The organism is Ruegeria sp. CJ6 (genome assembly GCF_056536665.1).
This window is the reverse complement of record NZ_JBQFQB010000006.1, coordinates 159,732-183,919: the sequence shown is the minus strand read 5'-3', so window position 1 is coordinate 183,919 and position 24,188 is coordinate 159,732. Positions and strand designations below refer to the sequence as shown.

Annotated in this window: 22 protein-coding genes; 9 read left to right on the top strand and 13 right to left on the bottom strand. The window is 54.2% G+C overall.

Annotation, left to right across the window (positions count from 1 at the left end; all coding sequences use genetic code 11):
* Nucleotides 1-7 precede the first annotated feature (7 nt).
* From phnE to ACR0BT_RS17600, 4 genes are read right to left on the bottom strand one after another with little or no spacing between them, the layout of a single operon-like run.
* Entirely contained in the window at nt 8-751 is a 744-nt protein-coding gene (phnE, locus tag ACR0BT_RS17615; protein WP_480763717.1) for a phosphonate ABC transporter, permease protein PhnE, read from the bottom strand.
* Nucleotides 751-1,521: a phosphonate ABC transporter ATP-binding protein gene (locus tag ACR0BT_RS17610; protein ID WP_480763715.1), complete on the bottom strand. Its 771-nt coding sequence runs from the start codon at nt 1,519-1,521 to the stop codon at nt 751-753. Before ACR0BT_RS17610 ends, phnE begins: the two co-directional genes overlap by 1 nt.
* A complete protein-coding gene (locus ACR0BT_RS17605) occupies nt 1,518-2,378 on the bottom strand; it encodes a phosphate/phosphite/phosphonate ABC transporter substrate-binding protein (protein WP_480615653.1) in 861 nt (286 codons plus the stop codon). The genes ACR0BT_RS17610 and ACR0BT_RS17605 overlap by 4 nt, the downstream gene beginning before the upstream one ends.
* Nucleotides 2,378-4,231 (bottom strand): cytochrome c peroxidase, encoded by a 1,854-nt coding sequence (locus ACR0BT_RS17600; RefSeq protein WP_480763713.1) that lies wholly within the window; start codon nt 4,229-4,231, stop codon nt 2,378-2,380. The genes ACR0BT_RS17605 and ACR0BT_RS17600 overlap by 1 nt, the downstream gene beginning before the upstream one ends.
* 116 nt (nt 4,232-4,347) lie before the next feature.
* On the opposite strand from ACR0BT_RS17600, the gene mntR reads away from it, so the two are divergent.
* Nucleotides 4,348-4,800 (top strand): manganese-binding transcriptional regulator MntR, encoded by a 453-nt coding sequence (gene mntR / locus ACR0BT_RS17595; RefSeq protein WP_480763712.1) that lies wholly within the window; start codon nt 4,348-4,350, stop codon nt 4,798-4,800.
* A gap of 199 nt (nt 4,801-4,999) precedes the next feature.
* Here the strand turns inward: mntR and ACR0BT_RS17590 are convergent, their stop codons facing one another.
* A complete protein-coding gene (locus ACR0BT_RS17590) occupies nt 5,000-5,233 on the bottom strand; it encodes a GDCCVxC domain-containing (seleno)protein (RefSeq protein WP_480763757.1) in 234 nt (77 codons plus the stop codon).
* Nucleotides 5,234-5,255: 22 nt separating this feature from the next.
* Nucleotides 5,256-5,579 (bottom strand): hypothetical protein, encoded by a 324-nt coding sequence (locus ACR0BT_RS17585; RefSeq protein ID WP_480763711.1) that lies wholly within the window; start codon nt 5,577-5,579, stop codon nt 5,256-5,258.
* Nucleotides 5,580-5,678: 99 nt separating this feature from the next.
* On the opposite strand from ACR0BT_RS17585, the gene ACR0BT_RS17580 reads away from it, so the two are divergent.
* From ACR0BT_RS17580 to ACR0BT_RS17570, 3 genes are all read left to right on the top strand, one after another.
* Nucleotides 5,679-6,077 (top strand): MerR family transcriptional regulator, encoded by a 399-nt coding sequence (locus tag ACR0BT_RS17580; RefSeq protein WP_170509942.1) that lies wholly within the window; start codon nt 5,679-5,681, stop codon nt 6,075-6,077.
* A gap of 109 nt (nt 6,078-6,186) precedes the next feature.
* Nucleotides 6,187-7,584, top strand: a complete 1,398-nt coding sequence (locus tag ACR0BT_RS17575) for a sensor histidine kinase (protein WP_480763709.1) — start codon at nt 6,187-6,189, stop codon at nt 7,582-7,584.
* Nucleotides 7,581-8,228, top strand: coding sequence for a response regulator (locus ACR0BT_RS17570; protein WP_480763708.1), 648 nt, complete (start codon nt 7,581-7,583; stop codon nt 8,226-8,228). Before ACR0BT_RS17575 ends, ACR0BT_RS17570 begins: the two co-directional genes overlap by 4 nt.
* A gap of 76 nt (nt 8,229-8,304) precedes the next feature.
* On the opposite strand, the gene ACR0BT_RS17565 is transcribed toward ACR0BT_RS17570, so the two are convergent.
* The 4 genes from ACR0BT_RS17565 to ACR0BT_RS17550 form a co-directional block, all read right to left on the bottom strand.
* Complete coding sequence (locus ACR0BT_RS17565; protein ID WP_480763707.1) at nt 8,305-9,168, bottom strand: hypothetical protein; 864 nt, start codon at nt 9,166-9,168, stop codon at nt 8,305-8,307.
* A gap of 159 nt (nt 9,169-9,327) precedes the next feature.
* Complete coding sequence (locus tag ACR0BT_RS17560; protein WP_480763706.1) at nt 9,328-10,209, bottom strand: cation diffusion facilitator family transporter; 882 nt, start codon at nt 10,207-10,209, stop codon at nt 9,328-9,330.
* Nucleotides 10,210-10,367: 158 nt separating this feature from the next.
* On the bottom strand, nt 10,368-11,276 hold the full coding sequence (locus ACR0BT_RS17555; RefSeq protein WP_480763705.1) for a c-type cytochrome: 909 nt from the start codon (nt 11,274-11,276) through the stop codon (nt 10,368-10,370).
* A 13-nt stretch (nt 11,277-11,289) separates the two neighbouring features.
* Nucleotides 11,290-11,757 (bottom strand): cytochrome c, encoded by a 468-nt coding sequence (locus ACR0BT_RS17550; RefSeq protein WP_170509951.1) that lies wholly within the window; start codon nt 11,755-11,757, stop codon nt 11,290-11,292.
* An 86-nt stretch (nt 11,758-11,843) separates the two neighbouring features.
* Between ACR0BT_RS17550 and ACR0BT_RS17545 the strand changes: the two genes are divergently transcribed.
* Complete coding sequence (locus ACR0BT_RS17545; RefSeq protein ID WP_170818946.1) at nt 11,844-12,692, top strand: LysR family transcriptional regulator; 849 nt, start codon at nt 11,844-11,846, stop codon at nt 12,690-12,692.
* 737 nt (nt 12,693-13,429) lie between these two features.
* Here the strand turns inward: ACR0BT_RS17545 and ACR0BT_RS17540 are convergent.
* Complete coding sequence (locus tag ACR0BT_RS17540) at nt 13,430-14,440, bottom strand: LacI family DNA-binding transcriptional regulator (RefSeq protein ID WP_170625029.1); 1,011 nt, start codon at nt 14,438-14,440, stop codon at nt 13,430-13,432.
* Between the two features lie 107 nt (nt 14,441-14,547).
* Here ACR0BT_RS17540 and ACR0BT_RS17535 point away from each other — a divergent pair, with 107 nt between their 5' ends.
* The 4 genes from ACR0BT_RS17535 to ACR0BT_RS17520 are packed head-to-tail and all read left to right on the top strand — an operon-like array spanning nt 14,548 to nt 20,509.
* Nucleotides 14,548-16,869: a DUF1989 domain-containing protein gene (locus tag ACR0BT_RS17535; RefSeq protein WP_223117008.1), complete on the top strand. Its 2,322-nt coding sequence runs from the start codon at nt 14,548-14,550 to the stop codon at nt 16,867-16,869.
* A gap of 35 nt (nt 16,870-16,904) precedes the next feature.
* Nucleotides 16,905-17,873, top strand: coding sequence for an ABC transporter substrate-binding protein (locus ACR0BT_RS17530; RefSeq protein WP_170392767.1), 969 nt, complete (start codon nt 16,905-16,907; stop codon nt 17,871-17,873).
* A gap of 58 nt (nt 17,874-17,931) precedes the next feature.
* A complete protein-coding gene (locus tag ACR0BT_RS17525) occupies nt 17,932-18,981 on the top strand; it encodes a quaternary amine ABC transporter ATP-binding protein (protein ID WP_170565386.1) in 1,050 nt (349 codons plus the stop codon).
* Nucleotides 18,982-18,991: 10 nt separating this feature from the next.
* Nucleotides 18,992-20,509 carry an ABC transporter permease gene (locus ACR0BT_RS17520; RefSeq protein WP_170392769.1) on the top strand — a complete coding sequence of 506 codons (1,518 nt, stop codon included), beginning with the start codon at nt 18,992-18,994 and terminating at the stop codon, nt 20,507-20,509.
* 171 nt (nt 20,510-20,680) lie between these two features.
* Here ACR0BT_RS17520 and ACR0BT_RS17515 read toward each other — a convergent pair whose 3' ends face one another.
* Nucleotides 20,681-21,382 carry a hypothetical protein gene (locus ACR0BT_RS17515; RefSeq protein ID WP_480615677.1) on the bottom strand — a complete coding sequence of 234 codons (702 nt, stop codon included), beginning with the start codon at nt 21,380-21,382 and terminating at the stop codon, nt 20,681-20,683.
* 438 nt (nt 21,383-21,820) lie between these two features.
* Nucleotides 21,821-23,596: an amidohydrolase gene (locus ACR0BT_RS17510; protein WP_480763704.1), complete on the bottom strand. Its 1,776-nt coding sequence runs from the start codon at nt 23,594-23,596 to the stop codon at nt 21,821-21,823.
* Between the last annotated feature and the right edge of the window lie 592 nt (nt 23,597-24,188).

Below are 24,188 nucleotides of genomic sequence, written 5' to 3'. Positions count from 1 at the left end.
CGGGGCTTCAACTGAAGCGCTTTTGCAAGGCCGTATTCAGTGCCTCTGACAATAAAACCAAAACGATGATTGCCAACGTCACGGTCGCAGCCTTTTCATACTGAAACGACCGTACGTAGGTTTGTACATACAACCCGATGCCACCGGCACCGACAATGCCCAGTATCAGGCTTTCGCGCAGATTTAGCTCAAACCGAAATACGGTATCGCGCATGATCACAGGCGCCATCTGCGGCCAGATTGCCCAACGCAACTGTTGAATTCTGTTGGCCCCTGCGCTTTCAAGCGCCGCCACAGGAGCGGTGGCAACATTGTCGATGGCTTCTGCATAGAACTTTGCCAACATGCCGGTCGCGTGAAATGTGATTGCCAGTATACCGGGAAGCGGGCCCAACCCAACAGCGCCCACCATTAGCATAGCGACCAGGATCAGTGGGATCGACCGGATAACCGCAAGCAAGGCACGGACGGGACGCCAGATCGCTGCTGGCACCATAGTTTCAGAGGCCAAAACGGCCAGTCCCGCCGACAGGATCAGGGCGAACAATGTTCCCAGAATGGCGATCCTCAGTGTCTCCGCCAGCCCGGTCAGAACCTCGCGCCAAACGGACAGGTCAGGTGGGATCATACGCCCCAAAAACTCTGCCAGACGGGGCCCTGCGCCTGGCAGCTTGCCCAATCCCATATCCCCGCTGGTCAGCGACCACAGGATCGCCAGTGCCAGCATGACCCAAATGACAGATCGACCCATCAACTGACTACACGCAGTCCCGATGTGACACTGGCACCGTGATACAGTTCATCGATGTCCCCGCTGGTCAATTGGGTAGACAGTTTGTCGAACAATACGACGCCGTCTCGCAGGCCTATTATGCGCTCGGCAAAGCGGCGCGACAGGTCTGGCTGATGCGAACTGAAAATGACGCCGATTCCGCGGCTACGTGCAGAGCTGGTGATCAGGCTCAGAATTCGTTCGGCGTGAGCAGGATCCAAATTGCTGACGGGCTCATCCGCAAGAATCAACTCGGGTTCTTGTGCCAGACATCTGGCAATCGCAACGCGCTGCCGTTGTCCACCCGACAACTGATCGGCTCGGCGGCTTGCCAGATCGGACAGCCCCGTATCCTGAAGCGCCCGTGTCACGCACATATGGTCCTCTCCCCGAAACCGACCCCAGAGTGAGGACCAGATATTCATCCGGCCCATCCGACCGTTCATCACATTCTGATAAACACTCTGCCGATCAACCAATGCGAATTCCTGGAAGACAAAGCCAGTATTGGCACGGTCCTCGCGGGATGGAATTCCTGTTGCCAAAAGTGGCTTGCCCAGCACCTGTGCCTCGCCTTGCCAACCGCTCAAACGGCCATCCAACAACGCCAGCAATGTTGATTTGCCCGCACCCGAAGGACCGAGTAGCGCGACGCTTTCACCGGGCTGCACCGATAGTGAAACATCTGTAAGAGCTGCCGCACCGGCAAAGTGCTGCGATACCGCGTTGAGTGAAACTACTGGGTTCATTTCAGAAACCCATACCGCCGCGCAGTCTCGCGCACGCCTTCGTAAACCGAAGGATCAGCAGGAAGATACCCGTCCGGGCCATAGAGGTAAGCCAGTAGGTGACGGTTCTCACTCTCGTTGAGGCGCAGCATGGTTTTAATGAACTTCGCCTGCAGCCCGGCGTCCAGATCAGGGCGGGCAATGATTGCGTGGCTGGGAATTTGTTCTGATTCCGCCAGCACCTTGACCTCGGCCTGCTGATCCGGGGTCAGATAGAGATCGGCATACTGGCTCGCACCCGCCGCATCGACCAGCCCATTGGCCATGGCCTGCATCGCCTGCTGGTAACCACCGGCAAAGAATTTCTGCCCGAAAAAGCTGTCGGCATCGCCCGTGCCCGAGAACAGCCCGGCGCGCACAAACAGATCAAGCGGATAGATGTAACCGGATTCCGAGACCGGATCGGAAAAGGCGATGTCACGTCCCCGGAGATCGGCCAGCGTTTCGATTCCGCTGTCACGCCGCACGAAGACCCGGCCCGAATAGCTGGGTTGCCCGCGATATACCTCGGACAACAGCGGTACGGCGCCGATCTGGTCTTCGGCCAACACAAAGGGCAACGCTCCCATGAACGAGATATCGGCATCACCGTTGCGCAGCGCCTCAACGGCGGCAGCGTGGTCGAACGTGACAAACCCCGTGACCGGGACGCCCATCTGCTCTGAAAGCCAGCCGGTGATGACGTTGATGTCACCCAATAACTTTTCGGGGTTCTCCTGCGGGATGAAGGCCAGCTTCAGCCCTCGGTCAGTTGCAGCCATTACGGGCAGGGCTGCAGATGCGGCTGCAGCGACCAGAAAATTGCGGCGCGACAACATCAGAACATCCTCTCGTCAATTTCGGCCTGCATGGCCTTGAACAGTTCCCACCGGCGGGTGGCTTCGGTCCAGTTCCCTTCGGCGCTGGCATCGCCGACCGCTCGCAGGATCGCGGCGAATTCGTAGATTTCGGGCTTGGCGTTCTGATTGACCATGACACTGGCATCCGCGGCCAGATCAGGAGCTACCGTGTCGATCAGAACCGCTATGTTTTCGGCATCCTGCATCGGCAGCAGGGTATCGAGCGTGCTGGCGAATGTCGTCAGCTCTTCCCAGGACAAGCGGAATACGCTGTTGCGACCCTCGAATACTTGATAGGGGTCTTCACCGTCTCCAACAGCTTCGACGTAGGCCGTCAGATCTGCGCGCTGTGCTTCGTCCAAACCCAAATTTTTGGTATCATTGAACCAGTCAACAACGCTGGCCAGCGTCGGCAGCGATCCGTCATGCATGTAAGGTGCAGTGAAATTGACGTTGCGCAGCGTCGGGGTTTCGAACGCAGAAGCCGTGCCGCCGGGGAATGGTGGTTCAGCGCTGCCGATGTCGTAGGTCAGACCATCGCGGAACTGACGGTCAGGCGTGTGACACGAAGCGCAGGACTTGTCACCAAGTCCGGCAAACTTTGAGTTGAACAGCACCTCCCCGCGCTTGGCGGCGTCTGACGCCAGATCGGTCAGCTTGCCGGACCGATCGATCTTTGGGTTGGGAAGAAAGTCGAACTGTTTGACATAGGCTTCCAGCGCATCCAGTTGGAACGGCGTTGGTTCCTTTCCCGCGAATTCGGTCACAATCACATTTCGGATGAACCGACGCAGGCTGGGTTCGCGCCCGTCGCGGCCATAAGGTGCGGTAAAGCGGATGCCGCGCATGGAAGGCGTGTCCAAGTGATCATCGGTCCGGTCATTGAACATTGGATTGAAGAACGATCCGTCCACATCCATCCCACCCGGATGGGATGAAAGGCCCGGAATGAAAAAATCCCGGTTCACGTCGGAGCGGTTGTGGCAGGTCGAGCAGGCAATGCCCAACTCGCGCGCCGGGCCGCCGAAGATTTCAGGGCTGTCGAACAGCATATCGCCATAGGCCACCAGCGGTAGATTGGCTTCATCCTCACCCGCCTCCTCAAATTGAAGAACCAGCCGCGGCAGCTGCGCCTGATCTCCGATGTTTGACCCTGGAGGCAGAGTGGCGGGCATTGTGATATGTTCGCCGGAAAGCACAACTGCTTCAGGCAGCGGTGTTAACTTGTCGCGTTGGGCATACTCGGATGGCAGATAGTTGGCACGAATATAGGCAACAATAGTGGCCTGAGCTTCTGCAAATTGGTCGACATCCACTGTTTGTGCGCCACTGCCCAGTACTCCTGCGCTGCCAAGGGTGGAGTTCAGAACCAACCATGCCCGGCCCAGATCGCGAGACGCCGACGTGTCTGCAGCCTTGATACCATCCTCGAATGCGCGGAACAGAGCAGCCGCTTGCGCGACCTCGCGTGCCGCTTCAGGCTGACCCAGCTCGGTCTTTGCGACATCCAGATGGCGCAGAATTCCCTCAGCAATGGCAGTTGTGCTTGCTTCAAACAGCGCCTGCCTATCTTCGGCTTGCATAGCTCGGTTGATCGCAAGCGCCTCATTGTCGGAGACGCGTGATAAGGGAGCGACCTGAATGTCACTGCCGGGTGCAGGCGAAGTCCAACTCCTCTCAATATCATCCCAGGGAACCGGAGTTAGATTTCCCATGAACAAGGTCAGTCGATACGCGGCAGCGCGTGGTGCCCAAGGAGATTCTTCAATCGCCGTGGCATCCGCGATCACTGGCAATGCGCAAAGAAGTGTGGACGCTATCAGGTGTTTCATAGCACTGTCTATTAAAGTTAGCCTTGTCTAATTTAATGATGAAGGCATGCTCATTGTCAAGCTCGGCTTTCAGGTGCATACACTGGAGACTAGACCAGCGACGTAATCATGAGCCGATGACCGATACAAAACCGGTAAATTCTGATCGTAGTATTGATACCCAGGCGAGCGGGTTTGAGGCTGTGCGACAGGCCCACCAAAGCGAAATGGTTGAAGACTACGTTGAACTTATCGCGGAGCTGATCCATCAGAATGGCACGGCGCGCCCGGTCGAAATAGCCGAGCGATTGGGCGTGACCCAACCTACGGTTTCCAAGAATTTGGCCCGTTTGAAACGAGAAGGTTTCATAGAACAAATTCCCTACCGCTCACTTCAACTGACCGATGCCGGGCGTCAATTGGCGGAAGCCTGTAGAAGGCGTCACCGAATTGTCGTGGATTTCCTGATCGCCTTGGGTGTTTCAAAGGAAGTCGCAGAGCATGATGCTGAAGGTATTGAGCATCATGTAAGCGAAGAGACCCTTGCAGTTTTTAAAGGGTTCGTTGGGCGGACTGAGGAAACAAAGTAGAAACTAAAAACCTAAGTTGTGCTGGCGAATTCTGACACTCTTAGTTTTAGAAAGACTAAGACCACTTAAACCTTTGTTGGGCCGTTACACTAGCCCCGCACGAACCCTTGTCGCATCTGAAAAGCGAAAAATGAGCGGATTTAGTGATTGAATCTTTTTCCAAGCAGCCAAGGTAAAAATCGGTCTAGCTCATTTATTTTCATTGGGGGTCGAAACCTTTAGCCGCAGTGGCCTTACTACAGCAGCTATCCCCCAACTGAATTGGCGGACACGGTACAGTTGCGTAGGAACAAAAGACACAGCAATCGCCTTCTAACGGTTTCAAGACTGCCTTGCATGATTTGCATTCATAAAACCACTGGCACGAGTCAGTTGGCATTCTTTCGGTTTCAATGTGCCCACACTTTGGGCAGGTCAAAGTGCTATCGAGCATCACAGTTTGATTTGTCATTGTCTCACATCCGCATGATTAGATAGTCATTGATTTGAGCCTCATTGAACACGATGAACCATGCCAACGCGGTAGTCGCCGTGCTTCCGACAAGCCACCATTTCAGATTTGCCAACGTCCCGTTTAGATGCGCTAAGAACCACGAAACCGCGACCAGCGCTGTTGAGACGGCGAGAACATAGTAGCTTGCCGCCGCTATTTTTCCGAATACTGCCAACCAACTGCCGCCCAAGCCTAACAACATCATGGCCATTGGAAGAACACAGCATGTTGCGACGCCCAGAGCTGAAACCGATCCCAAGTAGCTGAGGTTCACGTATTTCTTCATCTTTTGCTCCCGAGATGCTCGATTTGATTGTGTTGAAGCACCGGTATTCAGAGCGTATAACTCCTGTAGTAACTACAGGATCAAGTGGAGGCACTTCACATGATTGCGATAGGTGAGGCTTCCCGGCAATCCGGGGTTGGCATAGAAACCATCCGCTACTACGAACGCGAAGGTATCGTACCAAGACCTGTGCGAGCTCTGAACAATCGTCGCCTCTATTCAGCAAGCGATGTGGGAAGACTTCGATTTTTGAAGAGGTGCCGCGACCTGGGATTTCCTCTCCCAGACGCAAAGGCGCTTTTAGAGCTGTCAGAAGGAAGTGCCGAAGACTGCTGGTCAGTGAAAGAATTGGCCGAGGCGCATATTGCCAGCGTTCGAAGCAAGATTGATGAGCTCAGACGTCTGGAGCTCGCCTTGAGTGAGCTTACCGCCAATTGTGATAGTGGTAACGTTCACTGCCCGATGCTGCAAAGACTGGGAACGATGGATGATATCTGACACTGGACGCTGGGCGGAAACTCAGGGTCTGAGATTTAGCCAGATCACCTCAGACCAAGGTCTGTGGTGCGGTAACAGATTGTAGTTCATAGTCGATTTCACGATGAGAGTGAAAGTAACTGACCTGACGATTGGCAATTGGTCGTTGTCGCGAGTCTTTCTTGCGGCAAGTATCTTCGTGATGGGTACTGCTACCGCAATCGTTGGGGTCTGGGTGTCTAATCGAATTCAGAACGCAGTCGTGCAAAACTCCGCCAACTCCGCAGCGCTGTATATGGAAAGCGTAGTTTCCCCGCTCAGCCAGGAATTGGCACATGGCGACCGCCTTTCTGAGCAGGCGGGCCTGGCGCTGGATGAGATATTCATGACCCAACCAATGCGTGACCGTATCGTTTCCTACAAATTCTGGAAGCAAGGCGGTGTGATTGCGCATGCCTCGGATACAGACATCATAGGAAACCGTTTCAAGCCAACGGATGATTTAAGGCGAGCGTGGAGCGGAGATATCTCCGGCTCTTTCGAAGAGCTTGATCATGCCGAGAGCGCCGCCGAGGCGGCATTGGGGATACCACTGCTTGAAGTTTACAGCCCCATCCGCGAACTCTGGTCCGGCGAAATCATCGCAGTTGCGGAGTTCTACGAAAGAGCTGACCAGCTTGAGTTAGACTTAGCCAAGGCTAGGCGAACAAGTTGGTTGGTCGTCGGCTCCGCATTTCTGGCAAGTACTATTGTTCTGTATTCCATTGTCGCAATTGGCGACAAAACAATTCGACGACAGGGGTCTCTTCTTAAACAGCGGTTGAAAGAAAGTGAGAAGATGGCTGAGCAGAATGCGCTGCTGCGGTCGCGTGTGGTCGAGGCGTCAGAAAGATATACCACGCAAACAGATCGGTTCCTCAAGAATCTTGGAGCTGAGCTACATGATGGCCCTGCGCAATACCTGTCGCTCGCCGCCCTTAGACTGGAGGCGGCGTTTTCCAAAGAGTCGGAAAGGCCTAAAGAGGCAGTGGAAATTCAGCAGTCTTTGCAAAAATCGCTGGCTGAAATTCGTGCAATTTCGCGAGGGCTGTCCGCGCCAGATATCGATAGCCTGTCACTCGTCGATGTTGTGAAGAGAGCCGTAGAGGATCACGCCGAACACAGCCCGTTGCGACCGGATATTTCATTCCTGGGCAGCCAGGCCCCAGAGTTGTCATTGTCCGACAAACTGTGCGTTTTTCGGTTCCTCCAGGAAACGCTTTCCAATGCCGCTAGATATGCTCCAGCTTCCAAGTGCACTGTTATCGCTGAGGCGCAGAACGACCGCATAGTTGTAAAGATCACAGACGACGGACCAGGATTTGACAGGTCAGAAGAAACCGCGTTGCGAGACGATGGTGGCCAGGGGCTTATGGGCTTGCGAGATCGGGTCGAGAGTATTGGTGGCAGGTTCGACGTCGCATCGAGACCGGGCGAAGGCACCACCATAGCTATGACACTATTTCCCAGAAAGTTAGGCACATCATGACTACATCTGTCGTAATAGCCGATGATCACCCGATATTCAGGGATGGTTTGCAACGCACGTTGGATGAAGCAGATGGCTTCGAAGTTTTAGCCGCTGGGTCCAGTGCTGAAGAGGCAGTATCGCTGGTCGGCACGCATCAGCCGGACATAGCTATTCTTGACCTCTCGATGCCCGGTGGCGGGATAAGCGCGACACGTAAAATCGCGGCATTGGCAAATCCACCCGTCATTGCAATCTTGACGGTCTCAGAGAACAGCGGCGATGTCGCGGACGCCTTGGAGGCGGGTGCGATTGGGTACATTGTGAAGGGAGTAACCGCAAGCGAACTAACCGCTTCTTTACGCAGCATCGCCGCAGGTGAAGGGTTCGTTTCTCCTGGCTTGGCCTCGCGGGTACTTCTTCAAATCAACGCTGACACCGGCATGTCTGTTAACGGCAGCATTCTAGATGACCTTACACATCGTGAGGAAGAAATACTGAGACGTGTGGCCAAAGGACTGAGTAATCGTGAAATCGCCGACGAGTTAGACCTTCAGGAAAAGACCGTGAAGCACTACATGACCGCAGTTCTGTCCAAGCTTCATGCGCGAAATCGGGTAGAGGCCGCGCTCATTGCACATGATGTTTGGAACAAGGGAGAATAGCTGCGGTCTCTTTGACGACGGTGGCGGCCCCTCACCAAAAAGAAGCCGCCAACGGATTATCGACTGGAATTGCAGCTCAGTTGGCGACCGACTGTAACCTCCGGCGATCAGAGGCCGTTGCGTTTCTTTCAACAACAGTCCGGTTGTAAGGGTCTTTCAACTCGTAACGCCCAAACTCGATCTCCTCTTTCCAACCATTGGCATAATTTACTTCGATATTGTTGCCTTGGCGTTCGATTTTCGTGGGTCGACTTCCAGCAGTGCCGCCTTGCCCAGATGAGCGTACATTGTCGATTGAGATACCATTCGCCAAGGACCGAAGCCTTGAAACATCAGCACCGGTCGCGGGGCGTTCCTCAACAGTCCGGTTCTGAGCATTCTTTCTCTCATACCGCCCGTTTTCGATCTCTTCCTTGGTTCCGTCCGAGTAACGCACCTCAATGCCGTTGGCGTTCGTTTCGACCTTTGTTATCCCAGCCGAACCCGACGATTTGCCCCCTGAATTAGACTTATCCTTCTTTCCGCTGCCCTTATTGGAGCGTTTGGAGTCATCATCGTCATTATCGTCATCGTCGTCGCGACCACTTTTTCCTGACCCCGAATTGTCGTCCCGGTCATCATCTCTGTCGTCGTCTCGATCATCGTCTCTATCGTCATCACGATCATCATCTCGGTCGCCACCACGGCCGCTATTACCCGACCCCGAGTTATCATCCCGATCGTCGTCGCGATCATCATCCCTGTCATCGTCACGATCATCATCCCGGTCATCGTCACGATCATCCCCGTCTTTCCCTTTGCCGCTTTTGGCAAAGGCATATGACGGTTCAAAATGTAGACGGCCATCTTCATCAAAGGTTGGTACATAAGGCGTCGCGGCAATCAACGAAGCCAACGCCGCGGTACTTAGAAGTTGACCCAGCTTTCTTTGAATTTTCACTTTCGCCTCCAATTTTGATCGACACGCTTCGTGACATTGGAGACAGGCTACTACCGGCCCGACTTTCCCACATCGGGCTTAGGTCTGACGAATTTCAAGCCGAACGTCTTAATCAGATCAGTCAAACCAATAAATTCTTTGCAGAACCAAATGAGCAGTTTAGTGGGGATCAACCCCGTCGCCTTTCAGCTCGTCATCAGGTTCGAGGTGGATGACAAAGACGGAACCCGGGTACAGACACTCTAGTTCTTCCTCTATGTCGTTGCATATATCGTGCGCTGCGCTGACTGGCATCGTGCCATCCACAACAAGGTGAAACTCTACAAAGATAACATTCGCGGATCTGCGCCCTTTGAGGTCATGATACTCTAAGGCTGCGCCGAGATTTGCTTCGATTGCATTAGAAACAGTCTGCAAGTCATGTTCCGACAGGCTCACATCCATCAGGCCGTCGACGGATGCCCGAATAACTTTCCAACCCTCCCACAAGATGTTCAGCGCAACAAGAATTGCCAAGATCGGGTCAAGGATCAACCAGCCGGTGACAAGCGCTAGTATCAGTCCTGCGACGACACCAACAGAAGTCATAACATCCGTAAAAATGTGACGGGAGCTCGCTTCCAGGGCGGGCGATCCCTCGCGCCTACCTGTCCTAAGCAAGAGGTAGGCCCATGCACCGTTCACACCCGTTGCAACGATATTGACGGCAATTCCAAGCAGCGTCGCATCCTCAAGATGCGGGTTCGGGAGCGCCAGTACAGCTTCTCTGATGATCAAGAACGCCGCCAACACAATCAGCGCGCCCTCAACCACGGCTGAAAGATACTCCGCTTTTTTGTGACCAAAGGGGTGGTTTTGGTCAGGGGGCTTATTGGCAACCCGAACTGCGAAATACGCCAACAAAGCCGCGACAACATTCACGGTTGATTCCATTGCGTCTGACAACAAAGCCACCGAACCTGTCAGCCACCAAGCCAACAGTTTCAGGGCCAGTACCGCAATGGATATCGGGATAGACCAAAGAGCGATTTTTTGTGTCATTTGGTCGCGACCCTCAGTCAATCATGTACAGAAACTCGGGTGATTGGTGAGCTCCGATGTTCAAAACGTAAAACAGGTGTTTGGCGAAAAGGGAATAGGTCTTACGGCATCCTATTGGCGACAGCATCTGGTCGCCGCTGCGTGGCGCCAAACGACTGTTATTCGGATGAAAGCCCGGTCGACGAAACAGGAACAGCCTTGAGATAGGCTGCAATCGCCAAACGGTCCTCATCCGTCAGCCGTGAGGTGTTCTCGATGACGTCCACCATCTCACCACCCGCACTGTCATAGTCTGGTGTAAAGCCAGATTTTAGGTATTCGGCAATGTCTGCCTCTGACCAATCAAGCTGGTCTGAGGTTAAGCCGGGGATACGACCTTTCCCGTTTGGATTTGGTGCACCCGTCAGCCAAAGGTCTCGTTTCAGGCCCCCTAAACCATTTCGCGGGGTATGGCATTCAGCGCAATGACCCAGCGCCTCGACCAAATACCTGCCATGTTTTTGTTGGTCGGTCAGATCACCTTCGACCACCCAGCCTGATGACATGAACAAGAGCTTCCATCCCCCCAGTCCGCGCCGAACGCTGAAAGGAAAACCTACTTCATGTGCAACACTTTCCGTTGCGGCCGCTGGCAGCGTGCCGAGGAATGCGTGTAGCGAAACCACGTCTTCGGCCGACATGTTGGCGTAAGAGGTATAGGGAAACGCTGGGAAATAGTGCTGCCCTTCGGGTCCGGTTCCATGGATCAAGGCATTGGCCAGATCCAGGGCAGACCAGGATCCGATACCAGTTTCCGGGTCACTGGAAATGTTGGGGGCAATGAACGTGCCGAATTCCGTCTCAAACCGGCGACCACCAGCGAGCACGAGCTTGTCTTCACCGACCGCATCCGGCGCTGAATGACAGGATGCGCATCCCCCCGCGTGGAACACGATTTCACCGCTGGCAAGATCTGGGTTCAAACCGTCGAGTCGTGATTGTTCCATTCGTTGAGGTCGGGTCAGCACCAAACCGGCCAACCCGACCAACACAATGACGATTGCGACAAAGAAAAGAAAGCGCCGCACCGTCAGTGCTCAATCAGTTCTTTGGAGCTCTGTATGCTTTGTGACATGCCGAACAGCTTCCGCCCAGATCGCCCATCGCTGCTTTTAGGGCATCAACATCTTGACCTGCCGCAGCCTGCATCGCAACAGCGGCGTCTGCCATGGCCTGCCCTTTCGCACCAACGTCAGGGAAGTTCTCCCAGATCGCAGGCAATGCACGGGTGGTCGGATCGGACGCATTGTCAGATCCCTGGGGCCACATCGCGGATTGATCGATTTGTGTCAGTACAACAAGATTATTCGCGGCCCGAGTTGCGGCCTCGGCATCATAATCGACCTCTCCCTTAGCCATTCCGCCAAGTGTACCAAGATTGAAGGCATAGAGTTGCATGATTGAGGTACGAGCTTTCACAGCTGGGTTTTCACTTTCTTGGGCGATGGCTGTGCCAATGGCGGCCAATGACAAAAGACCTGCCGCGAATACTGAGAACTTCTTCTTCATGATGTGTCTCCCTGTTTAATGCTCCGAATGTTAACTTGAACGATTTTTCTTGTAATTGTTTGTTATTGGTCGTCACTTGTTAATTTATGAACAACGAAAACTGGGATGATATTCGGTACGCGCTCGCCGTAAGCAAATACGGCTCACTCAATGCAGCGGCAGCGGCACTGGGCGTCACGCATGCGACCGTGTTGCGAAGGGTGGCCGCATTCGAAGAGCGCAATAGCTGTGTGATTTTCCAGAAAAGCCCTTCGGGATACTCCGCCCTGCCCGAGGCCAGAGCAGTTCTGTCGGCTATGGAAAGCGTCGAAGATGCGGTGCTATCGGTCGAGCGCGCGCTTGTAGGAGCAAACCGGTCTCCAGTAGGTCACGTACGTATCGCGTCAACTGACAGCCTTTGTCAGCTTGTCTTGCCCCAGATACTTAAAGAGATATCCCAGTTGTACCCTGGCTTGGAGCTGACTTTATTGAGCGGCAACAGCCATCATGATTTGTCGAGATTAACTGCGGACATCGCCGTAAGACCCTCCATAAAACTTGAAGAAGGGCTTGTTGGGGAGCGCGCAGGTACGCTGTCATTTGGAGTTTTCGACGACGGCGGCACCAATCGAAAATGGTTGCGGCTTGATGGGGCATTGAGTCGTTCTCTTCCAGCAAAATGGCTTGCCGATCATGTCAGTGCGGATGAAATGACCAACGGAGCAGATAGCTTCTTAGTGCTTCAGCAGATGGCTGCATCTGGGGTGGGCAGAGCGTTTCTGCCTTTGTTCATCGGGAACGCGGACCCTCGGCTTCAGCTATCGAGCGAGATGGATCCTGGAATTGATGTTCCACTGTGGGTCGCGACACTTGATGAAATAGCACACACTCCGAGGTTTGCCATTGTACAACGAGCTTTGGTTGATCGCATAGCCAACAAAACACTCTGCCGCTGAGAACAACGGGAAGTCGCGCCCTCGCTCAGGCGGACTGTACGCTTTCAGGCCTTCAAGGGTTTCGTCCGGTGGCAGGAAGCGCGCGATCATTACGGTTACGAACGTCGCAAAAGGCGCGGCTGACCTCTAAGGCAACTCCATTGGATAATACCGTGTCCTCAGCTTGCGTCTGCGGGCTGCAGCACTATTGCCGAATAGCATTACCTCGTCCCCAAGACAGCTTCGCTGCCTGACCTACAAATCAGCCCTGATTTTCCGAAAGGGAAGTCAGATCAAACCAAACAGTCCGTCGGAGCATGAACTGGGGGCGGTGGGTTAGTTTATGAAGCAAATGTCAAATTCAACTAATTTCTAACATTGGGGGCGTCTTCTGATGACGAACGTCCACCGCATTTCTGGTCCAACCATGACGGTTAGATCGGGTTCGTTTGACTTTAAACAACAGGAGTGTGGTGAGACACACAGCTTCGCCATTTGATAGATATTAGCTTACTGATTTTATATGTTATTTTTCCTCAGAGGAGCGCAGACATAAACATTCGCAAGTCAAGGCATTTCCGGTTAGTCAGCGCCCTTCTTAGAATTTCTCAGGTATTCGCTGCGCCTCGACTAATGAGCAAACGCGCTTCTCGCTGACATCCACCGTGGTTTGCGCCGACTGGCGATCAGAGCCCGCACTAGGCCTTCGGCATCATCCATAGCGTTGTTCGTTTCGCAAATCGTGATGTCCAGGTCGTCTAAATTCGTTTTGTAGAGCTCCGAACAACGAGTCGTGTGGCGAGCTCTTCGGATTTAGGTGCCTGATCAGAAGCGATCCAATCGGCTAGCGCGTCTGCTGCTCGTTCACCCATCTTAGAAACAGGTAGATGCACGCTTGTCAGAGGCGGAACGGTCACGGACGAAATTGGAAGGTCGTCAACGCCCATCATAGAAATCTGATCCGGGACGCTGATGTTTTGCGCTTGAAGACCAAGCAAAACCCCAAGCGCAACGACGTCAGATAGGCATAAAATTGCATCTGGCTTGGTGTTTAGACCGCCGAGGTGTTTTGCAACGTTTACTCCGCCCTGATGGCTGATCTCGGTTTCGAAGGTTGAAAGATTTCCAGCGAAGGGAAAGGTTGTAATGCCTGCAAGGCGAGCTCGTGTGCGATCATTGTCGTGAACCGGGCCATGTACGACAGCAATGTCCCGATGTCCGAGATCTGCAAGGTGCTGCAATGCAAGTTGCGCCGCGGCTGCGTTATCATACCCGATGGTCGGCAACGGGTTTTCGGGGTCAAAGAAAGACGTAATGATTGTTGGCAACATAGTGCGCTCGATCAGATCGAGCAGCGCGGCATTGTGTGTGGCTCCGGTGATAATCAGCCCCTCAGCTCCGATATCCAGCAGGCTTTTGGCTTTCTTGGCTTCGATATCCAGATTTGCCTCGGTGGTTGCTACGATCAGTGACAATTGGTGGTCCGACAGCTTGCGCTCTAGCGCCGCAAGAAAGCGGGCAAAGATTGCGTTGTCCAGAGTTGGGACCAATGCGCCGACAAATCTAGTGCGTCCGGAGTTGATCGCGCGCGCGGCCGCACTTGGGACAAATTTGAGGTCAGCGATGGTGGCTTGAACTTTTTCCAGAGTATCTTTCTTAACCACACTCGGTTCGTTCAACACGCGCGACACCGTCGCGACAGACACGCCCGCAGCCTTTGCTACATCTCTGAGATTTGCGCGTTTTTTAGGCTCTGGGGCTTTTTGCATCGTAGGATTTGGTGTCCATTTCGCGGATTTCTGAGTAAAGAGTTGACATATGTAACTAGTTTCATCAACCTCTGTAACTAGTTACATTTTGGGAATTCAGCAGCGATATGCAGGGGTCATCCGTCTTACACGCGTTTACCAACTCGGGGTTTGACAGCCCTGGCCGCCTGTTTCCTGGGTTTCAGAACGCTTCTGACACCCGCATGCACATCCTTACCCCACGTGAGGCTGTTCGACTGGTCGTAAAGCACGGTGATTTGCTTTCGATAGAAGGGGTTGGTCCAAAGCAAGCACTGGATGTTGTGGCGTTCACCAATGATGGAAAGTCGGGACTGGCGGCGCTGAGTTTGACAGCAACCGGGCACGTCAAATGGGACGATTTTGATAGTACACAGCTCCTGACTTGGGTTACGGCGCATGGCGGCAGTCGGCAGGTTCCCTGTCACAGGCTGGACCATATACCCGAGCCGCTGATTCTCCGCGCAGACCACACGGTTACTGTCTGGGTGATAAGTACAACCGGGGTTACAGGGTTGATTGAAGGCAGTGCGACCGGGAACATCACAGTCTTGCACAAACCAGCAATGGTCAAAGGGCCGCCTTTGCCACCTTTGCTGGGTGATACACGGGACGAATTCACCGTGCAACGCGGCAGCGCTCTGGCCTATGAACTGAAGGCTGGAGAATTTGTTCAAATCATCGACATTGAAGGCCAGCAGTGTTCTGACTTCATGGCGCTGCGAACTGATGGGCTGGATCGTGGCCAGGAATGGATGATCGATTCAACTGCCACTCGGTCGATGGTGCGCCGTGCCTATCCCGGCCCCGGCTTGCTGGACAAGTTCTTTGATCGTGAGATGCGCCCGCTGTTGAATGTGGTTCAGGATACCTGCGGTCGGCATGACACATTCGGGCTAGCCTGTACCGCTCGCGGGTATGAGGAGCGAGGGTTCCCCGGCCATCTGAACTGTTCGGATAATATGTCAAATGCCTTGGCCCCTCACGGTGTTTCACAGCGGGCTGCGTGGCCTGCAATCAACTTCTTCTGGAATACATGGATCGACCCGACAAACCATCACATTCTAACCGAGGAATCCCACTCGCGTCCCGGTGACTATGTCGCCATGCGCGCGCTTGAGGATCTGGTTTGCGTCTCGACCGCCTGCCCGGACGACATTGATCCCATCAATGGCTGGAACCCGACCGATGTGCATGTACGCATCTACCGCCCCGAAACGCCCATCCGCCGTGCGGTTGCCTATCGTGAAAAGGAAGACGCGCCCATGTCGATCAGTCAGGAGTCGGCCTTTCACGACCGTCTGGCCCCGTTAACCCAGCATTTCGCACCTGCGCGCGACCTATGGGCGCCCGTCAGTTACCCTGCCCACGGCACGTTGGGTGAATACTGGGCGTGTCGCGAGGCGGTGACTGTTCAGGACATGAGCGGACTTCGCAAATTTGATATTGTCGGCCCGGATGCCGAGGCTCTGATGCAATTGGCCACCACGCGCAATGTGGCGAAGCTACCGGTCTGGCGCGGGTCTTATACATTGATGTGTGACGAGAGCGGCTCGGTGATCGACGATGGCACCCTGTTCCGAATTGCGTCCGAAATCTTCCGTTGGTGTTGCGGCACCGAAGAAAGCGGGCGCGCGTTGCAAGAACTGGCCGATGCGCGTGGCCTGCAAGTGCGGATCCATGCATTGCGTGGAGCAATGCCCAACCTGGCCATTCAAGGGCCAAAGTCGCGCGAACTGCTACGCAAGATCGCCTTTACGCAACCGCATGTGCCAGGCTTGGATCATCTGAAATGGTTCGGCGTCACCGTCGCGCGGCTACGTGACCGCGAGGGTGCGCCGTTTATGCTGTCACGCTCGGGGTATACCGGTGAGTTGGGGTATGAGGTCTTCTGTTCCAAATCCGACGCCGTTGCGATCTGGGATGCGGTGATGGCGGCTGGGGAAGAGTTTGGGATCACGCCAATGGGCTCGGCCGCCCTGGACGTCATCCGGATAGAGGCGGGGCTGGCCGCGGCCAATGCCGAGTTTGCGCCGGGTGTCGATGCCTTTGAGGCTGGTCTTGGCTTCGCCGTCGATCTGACAAAAACCGAATTCACTGGAAAAGCCGCACTGGAACGCAACCTGCGCGAGCCACGTCGGGCGCTCAAAGGACTTTTAATCGGATGCGATGATGTGCCAGCGCATGGTGCACCCGTCTATACAGGTGAACGGCAAGTAGGTGTGGTAACGTCTGCCACCCGATCACCGACGCTGGAACACGCAATCGCAATGGCACGGTTATCCATCGAACACGCGGAAAACGGCACTCAACTTGAGATCGGTCAACTCGACGGGCGGATGAAACGCCTGCGAGCCACCGTCTCGGATATTCCATTCATAGACCCGCAACGTAAGCGGGCGCGCGCCTGAAGGCGCATGCAACTCAACGCAACGGGAGAAAGTACATGAAAAAACTGAAACTTATTGCAACCTTGACCTTTGCTTTCGGCGCAACAACGGCGATGGCACAAGAAAAGGTTATGGTGGGCGAGCCCAGCTGGCCCGGTGCCAAAATAATGAGCCGTGTGATCGGCCAGATCATTGAGACCCGCTTGGGTGGAGAAGCTGGCTATGCCCCCGGAGCAAACGCGGTGATCTTTGCCGCCATGGATGGCGGTCGTGGTGACATCGACGTACACCCGGATGTTTGGCTGCCGAACCAGTCGTCCTTCACGGATGAATATGTCGATCAGAAAGGCACCGTAGGTTTATCCTCAGGCAGTTACGAAGGCCGCGCCGGGATTTGCGTGCCAAACTACATGGTCGAAGATCACAACATCCGTTCGATCTACGACCTGGCGACACCCGTCGCGCAAGAGCTGTTTGACTCCGATGGCGACGGCATGGGTGAGGTCTGGGTTGGTGCCTCGGGCTGGGCCTCGACCAACACGTTCAAGGTGCGGGTGCGGGATTATGGGATCGAGACATTTCTGACGCCGACCACCGAAGACGAAACCGTGTTCTATTCCCGTCTGAAAGATCAGATCGACCAGAAGAAAGGCGCGGCCTTCTACTGCTACGCGCCACACTATGTGCACGCCTTATATGATGTGACCATTCTGGAAGAGCCCGAGCACGACGCGGCCACCTACAAGATGGTTCAGCCCGATCAGGATGCCGATTGGTATAACAAATCCCATGTCAGCACGGGTGAACCGGTCAAAACCGTGACAGTGGCGCATTCGAAATCGCTGGAACAGCGCAACCCGGCAGCGGCCTCTTTCCTTGCCAATATCGACATGGATGCGGGAGAGCTAAGCGGTCTGACTTATGAAGTCGTAGTCAAGGGCCGTGACACGGATGAAGTCGTAGCCGAATGGATCGCCGCCAACGGCGATATCGTCGACGGTTGGCTGGGACTGACGACCAACTAAAGCCCATGCGCCCCTGACTATCGGGGGCGCGAACCAACACAATTCCAATGGGGCCAATATGACAGCGGAAATAGCAATCGACGCAAAAGGCGTGTGGAAAGTTTTCGGTACACGCTCGCAGGAGGCTTTGAACGCTATCCACAGCGAGGGCCTGAGCAAGGCTGAGGTGCTGGAACGCTTCAACTGCGTTGTCGGCGTGGCTGATGCCAGCTTTGAGATCGAACGAGGTGAACTGTTCTGCGTCATGGGCCTGTCGGGTTCGGGTAAATCGACCCTTGTGCGTCATGTGAACCGTCTGCTGGAGCCCACTGACGGCCATATCTATCTGGATGGCGAGGATGTGATGGGCCTGAACGATGAAGGTCTGCGCGATCTGCGTAACCGGCGCGTTGCGATGGTGTTCCAGAACTTTGGCCTGATGCCTCACCGCACAGTCCGCGACAATGTAGCAATGCCGCTGGAAATTCGCGGAACCGGAAAAGCACGCCGCTGGGAAGAAGCAGACCGTGTGCTGGAACTGGTTGAACTGAACGGTTGGGAAGACAAATACGCACATGAACTGTCAGGCGGTATGCAACAACGCGTGGGACTGGCCCGTGCGATCGCTGCAGATCCTGAAATCCTTTTGATGGATGAGCCGTTCTCGGCCCTAGACCCGCTAATCCGCAAGCAGTTGCAGGATCAGTTCATGGACCTCAGTCACAAGCTGAACAAAACCACGATGTTTATCACCCACGACCTGGATGAAGCAATCCGCATCGGCCACCGCATCGCGATCATGAAGGACGGGCGCATCGTGCAGATCGGCACACCGGAAGAGATCATACTCAACCCCGCTGACGACTATGTGGCCGACTTTGTGGCGGGGATTTCGAAACTCAATATGATCTTCGCCCATGCGGTCATGAAACCGGTCGATGAGTTCGAGGCGCATCACGGCGAACTCCCGGAGGATGCCAAAGAGGCTCACCCAGATATGGATCTGTCCGACCTGATGAACCTCTGCGTGGACGGACATGGAGTCGTAGCCGTGACGCAGGATGGCCAGACGGTAGGTGTTATTAACCGTGCGGGTTTGATCCGCGCAATTCAGGACAGTCAGGCGTAAGGGCAACGATATGAAACATGTTGATACGCAACAGATCCAACCGGAAACCGCCGACCGTCTGAATGGGCTAATAGGAGATTTTGTCGGTCAGGGGAACGCCTATTACCAGAAGACCTTCGCCTATATGATGCAGGCCCCAGGCTATCGCTTTACATTAAACACAGCTGCAGCAATCCTCGGGCCGATCTGGTTTGGTGCACGCGGGCTGTGGTCGTGGTTTCTCGGGTTTTTGGTTCTGGAAACGCTGGCCTACATCCAGATCGGTCTGGGTTTGTTTGGTGATCTTGGGCGCGAGTTCCGCGAGCGGGCGATACAGATCGAGCAGACACTGGAGCTGCGCCGACAGCAGATTGCAGCGGCGGAGCAATCCGGGTCGACCACGTTGGAGTCGTTGAAACGCGCGGCGGAATCACTTGAAGGAGCTCTGGCTGGCGCGCAGGAGGCCGCACGCACAGCGGACTCTACCGGTGTCACGTATCTGATCATTGGGATCGCCCTTCTGCTGGCAGTCAAGTTTTTAGCTGCTTCGCTGGCCAACTGGACGCTTGAAGGTCAATTCGCGCGCTGGCGTTCAGACCCAAGTGTAGCCCACGGCTGGTCTATCTCTCGGCTGATTGTGGCGACGGCGTTGACCGCTGTGGTGGTGATCCTGTCTATGATCAAATTTGCACAACCGGACGCGGTGGCTGTGCTCAAGACCTTCCCAACCAACCGGGACTGGCGTCTGAACGTAGGCGATGGCGTGCAAGCGGTGTTCGAGTGGACCAAGACTGCCGGGCGCGGCTTCTTTGATGGGCTGACCTATGGGATGCGCACCCTGCTGGACTGGATCGAGGTTGTGCTGGTCGATACCCCCTGGCCGGTCGTAGCTTTGGTGATCATCATGCTGGCTTACCTGTCGGCTGGTCCCCGTGTGGCGATCTTCACCGGAGCCGCGCTGGCCTATCTAGGCCTGCTGGATTTTTGGGAAAAGGCGATGACTACAATCGCCCTGTTGGGCGCCGCGGCGCTGATTTCGATCACGCTGGGCATTCCATTGGGTATCTATTGCGCCCGTCGCCCACGTGCTTTTGCCATCGTGCGGCCCATTTTAGATTTCATGCAGTCAATGCCCTCCTTCGTCTACCTGATCCCGGTGGTGGCTTTTATTGGATCTGGAAAGCCTGCAGGCGTAGTTGCAACCATGATTTTCGGTAGCCCTCCGGTAATCCGCTTTACGGTACTTGGCCTGCAGCAAGTCCCTGAAACTGTGCGGGAAGCCGCTTTGGCCTTTGGAGCAACGCCTCGTTACTTGCTATGGCGGGTAGACCTGCCCTTGGCGCACAAAACCATCATGGCAGGTGTGAACCAGACTATCCTGATGTCTCTGGCAATGGTTGTTGTCGCCTCGCTGATCGGCGCCAAGGGTTTGGGCGAGGACGTGCTAGAGGCACTGCAATACGCAGCGGCGGGACAAGGAATTCTGGCCGGTTTGGCAATCTTGTTCTGCGCGTTAATCTTGGATCGGATTGTGGCCGGAAGAAAATAGCAATTGTGGCAAACGCACGATCATCCGTCTGAAGTTCTAGGTGTGTTTTCAAAGCCAGTAGGTGGCGGGCGCTGCCTGAAGAGCAATCCGATGCTTTGCCCATACCTCTCAAAAAAGGCTGAGAAACATCCGGTGCATTAATCTAAAGAAAAGTCCAATAGTGTCCTCGGATCAGTACCGGGTTACAACGACTGCGACCGCAGCGAACACCACACCAATCAAAAGAGCCTTTGTATTCATTGAAGAACGATCGGGCAGTTTAACCCGAAGAGATAGAGCTATAATCACGCCCCCCGTTAACCCGGTCGCGATTGAATAGAGCATGCTACTTTTGTCCGCGTTGAGACCGATCAATATGCCGACCGTAAGTGAAGCGACAAAGTATGCACGTAGCCATCCAGACATATGCCCGGGGTGGGTTTTATAGAGATAAATATTCACTCCAAATAAATGCAGCGAATAGGCCAACGTTCCTATAACGTACAGTTCAGGCGAAGTTGCGGTTGCTTGCATGACTGTAATGGCAAGCAAACAGTTATAGGTTCCGAGTGCCACTGTATCCAAGCCAAGAGACAACCTGTTGTCGACCCCTATCTCGCGACCGGCTTCCAACAAGTAGTAAGCGAGAAATCCTAGCAGAGAGTAACCATACAGCGAGTGTTCCCATTTCCCGGTTGCAGCTAAACCGGCTGACAATTCACCGATTTTTGGCAGCAAGAAAAGGAAAGCATAGCCAAGTCCGATCCCTGATGAAAAATCAGATAGCCAGCTTGCCTGGGCCGGGAATCTGCGGAAAAAAGACACGCAGAAGACGTGAACAGTACCGATGACTGCAATCGATGTTATCGCGAGGTATGTCGGCGCTTCGAACACGGTTAAGATCCAACGAACACATTACAAGCTGATGAGACACTCGTTGAGATCAAAAGCACAACCCAGAAAGTGAAGAAGGTGCGATAGCGGCTTTCTCAGAATGCCCACCGACTAGTTTTTTGAGTACCGATCGTACTGAACGATCAACGGCAGCTTTTGTCTGCTTAACAGCCAATTATTCAAGTTTGCCAAACACGTGCCTCGAGCCCATCGCGCCCAATGACGCAAGGTTTGCCAATGAAAAAGAAACACGGAAAGCGAGAATCACATGGTTGCAGGCGTGCCTTGAAACAAACACTTGTACAGGCGCTCGGCCTTGCCGAATTGATCCCGGTGCGTTCACAAGCGCATGGCCTTTTAACCCCCAAGAGAGCCTGGACCATGCGTCTCTTTCGGAAGCCTTGGTGCCAGTGAGTTAAATAAAGTCAGATCAAAACGTTATTTGGCCTCAAAAACCATCTCGCCCTCGACGAACGTCTTTAATATCTGCGCCTCACTGACTTCCGCTATCGGGATTTCAAATAAATTGCGGTCAAGCACGATGAAATCGGCAAGCTTGCCGGTTTCGATTGAGCCAAGCTCTTCTTCCGCAAAATCCAAGTATGCAGAGTTGATTGTGCGGGCATCAATTGCCTGCTTCAGCGTGATCGCTTGGCCCACTGCAGGATCGGGTGGACTCGTGTCAGCCACAGGATCGATACGGGTCACGGCCGCCTCTATCGATGCCAATGGGGTCTGCATGAACAACGGACCATCAGAAGCGATAACGACCCGTCCTCCGGCATCAGCCACAGAACGCATTGGGAAAACCCTCTGCGCGCGTTCCGGGCCAACCACGCGGTTGACGACGTCGTTGTGAGGGTTCGAAAACCATAGTACTGGCGAGAATTCCGGTGTCAGATCGAGTTCTACCAGTCTTGGCATGTCTTCTTCCGATATGAAAAACGAATGGGCGAGCTGGTAGCGGCCTTTCAGCTCGCCCAGTTGGTTTCGTGCGATTTCCATTGCGTCCAGAACAAGCCGAGCACCGCGATCACCCACGGTGTGGAAAACCATGCCTTTCATACCTTGTTCTTCAAACCGGATAATGTCGGCCACAAGTTCCTCTTCGGTGAAAAAGATTAGCCCATAGTCGCCCTGACCAGAAGCAAGAGGATCATACTTTGAAACCGCGTCAGATTGGGACTGTTCCGCTTTCGAGGCGTTCGTCAGGAAAGGTTCCAGCATCGCTCCGGTTTCAGTCGGAATGCCATCGATATTGACCTTAATAAAGGTTGGGTCCAGCCGTGGCGCGATCAAGTCTTGAAACGTGTCGATTGCAGCACGTTGGTCTTCCACGGATTGATATGCCCGCGTCGGAGAATCGTAGGTCCACGCCACACTAACCCTGATCGGAAGCCCCTCGGTCGTTGCAAGCCGATGTAGCGCCTGCACATTTATCAATTCGCTATGCATGTTTCTGGCAGATGTCACACCCATTGAGGCAAGCAAGTGTAGCACGTCCCTTGCGCCATCAACGTGGGTTTCGATATCCAGCCCGCGTAGAAATGGCATCGCGTAAAGACCCATCGCGGCCTCTTTCATGTAGCCTGTTGCTTCTCCTGTTTCTGGATCCCGCACAATGATCCCGTTCCGTGGGTCCGGTGTATCGACATCAATACCGCTATCGATCATCGCCGGTGTATTCAGCACTGCCTCGTGCCCGGTTGCAGTGATAATATAGGCCGGAATATCAGAGACTGCCTCATCAAGCCAAGTAGTGTTCGGTTCTCCATCAAACAGCTCGTTGGCCAATCCAGATCCAAAAAGGTATTCGAGATCTGGGCGCGCAGCTACAAATTCGCGAATCAACTCCGTTGCCGCTTCCGGGTCGGCATCGCCCGGGAGTAGGATCACCTCGTCAGACAATGCCGCAGCAACGTACCAATTGCGGAAATGAACATGGATGTCATAAAGGCCCGGCAATACCATCGCACCCGCAAGGTCGATCGTTTCAGTCTCGCTCCCAGCCAGCGCAACGACTTCTTCTGCTGAACCGACAGCAATGAAACGTCCATCCTCAATCGCAAACGCCTGGGCCCATTCTTGTTCAGGGTCGACCGTATAGACCTGCGCATTGGTGTATATGGTGTCGGCGGTTTGAGCGTGTACTGCCGTCGTCGCAAGGGCGATTAATGCAACGGGCGCTAACTGGAAGCGAAATGAGAAGGCCATGGGGCTATCCAATCATTGTGCAAACATTGATCCTCGCCAACGCAGGGATTGGCTGAACGGGACCCTCAAGCAAGCTTCCGAGCAATGCACGCGCGCCCATCTGATGCACAGCGTTGAATATCTTGATACTATTAGCAACTTAAATTACCGCGTTTCAGTTTTGAAATTTACCCTTGCTTTGTCCGCAAGCGGGGCCTTCAGCTCCGGGTCGTCGAAGGTCAGCTTTCCTTAGCCTGACCGCTTTTTTTCGCTTTCTTCTTTGATCTGAGAGCGGACATTAAAACAGTTAATCGCTAATAGCGGCAAAGTCTGCAAAGCTAGAATTGCAAGGCGCAGGTTTGAAGGCCTGGTTTGGGCTGCGGCGAGTTGCTGATCTTAAATCATCCCAAGATCCATCTCAGGCCTTCATCTTAAAGTTAGATGGCTGCTGCAATGGAGGGCGGCCGAGCATTTGCCAATCCTAGCGGTGCTGAGTCGCAATTTCTCTAAAGCTTCCGTTCTCGATGTTGAGCACAACAATCTAGGCGATGGCTTATGGAGTTATTGTTAGACCAGCTTCTTCATCCAAACTCCTAAGTATACCATCGTGACA

Coding starts and splice junctions, on each gene's coding strand:
- phnE (WP_480763717.1), bottom strand. CDS start 751: ATGGGTCGATCTGTCATTTGGGTCATGCTGGCACTGGCGATCCTGTGG.
- ACR0BT_RS17610 (WP_480763715.1), bottom strand. CDS start 1,521: ATGAACCCAGTAGTTTCACTCAACGCGGTATCGCAGCACTTTGCCGGT.
- ACR0BT_RS17605 (WP_480615653.1), bottom strand. CDS start 2,378: ATGTTGTCGCGCCGCAATTTTCTGGTCGCTGCAGCCGCATCTGCAGCC.
- ACR0BT_RS17600 (WP_480763713.1), bottom strand. CDS start 4,231: ATGAAACACCTGATAGCGTCCACACTTCTTTGCGCATTGCCAGTGATC.
- mntR (WP_480763712.1), top strand. CDS start 4,348: ATGACCGATACAAAACCGGTAAATTCTGATCGTAGTATTGATACCCAG.
- ACR0BT_RS17590 (WP_480763757.1), bottom strand. CDS start 5,233: ATGCTCGATAGCACTTTGACCTGCCCAAAGTGTGGGCACATTGAAACC.
- ACR0BT_RS17585 (WP_480763711.1), bottom strand. CDS start 5,579: ATGAAGAAATACGTGAACCTCAGCTACTTGGGATCGGTTTCAGCTCTG.
- ACR0BT_RS17580 (WP_170509942.1), top strand. CDS start 5,679: ATGATTGCGATAGGTGAGGCTTCCCGGCAATCCGGGGTTGGCATAGAA.
- ACR0BT_RS17570 (WP_480763708.1), top strand. CDS start 7,581: ATGACTACATCTGTCGTAATAGCCGATGATCACCCGATATTCAGGGAT.
- ACR0BT_RS17560 (WP_480763706.1), bottom strand. CDS start 10,209: ATGACACAAAAAATCGCTCTTTGGTCTATCCCGATATCCATTGCGGTA.
- ACR0BT_RS17550 (WP_170509951.1), bottom strand. CDS start 11,757: ATGAAGAAGAAGTTCTCAGTATTCGCGGCAGGTCTTTTGTCATTGGCC.
- ACR0BT_RS17545 (WP_170818946.1), top strand. CDS start 11,844: ATGAACAACGAAAACTGGGATGATATTCGGTACGCGCTCGCCGTAAGC.
- ACR0BT_RS17540 (WP_170625029.1), bottom strand. CDS start 14,440: ATGCAAAAAGCCCCAGAGCCTAAAAAACGCGCAAATCTCAGAGATGTA.
- ACR0BT_RS17535 (WP_223117008.1), top strand. CDS start 14,548: ATGCAGGGGTCATCCGTCTTACACGCGTTTACCAACTCGGGGTTTGAC.
- ACR0BT_RS17530 (WP_170392767.1), top strand. CDS start 16,905: ATGAAAAAACTGAAACTTATTGCAACCTTGACCTTTGCTTTCGGCGCA.
- ACR0BT_RS17525 (WP_170565386.1), top strand. CDS start 17,932: ATGACAGCGGAAATAGCAATCGACGCAAAAGGCGTGTGGAAAGTTTTC.
- ACR0BT_RS17520 (WP_170392769.1), top strand. CDS start 18,992: ATGAAACATGTTGATACGCAACAGATCCAACCGGAAACCGCCGACCGT.
- ACR0BT_RS17510 (WP_480763704.1), bottom strand. CDS start 23,596: ATGGCCTTCTCATTTCGCTTCCAGTTAGCGCCCGTTGCATTAATCGCC.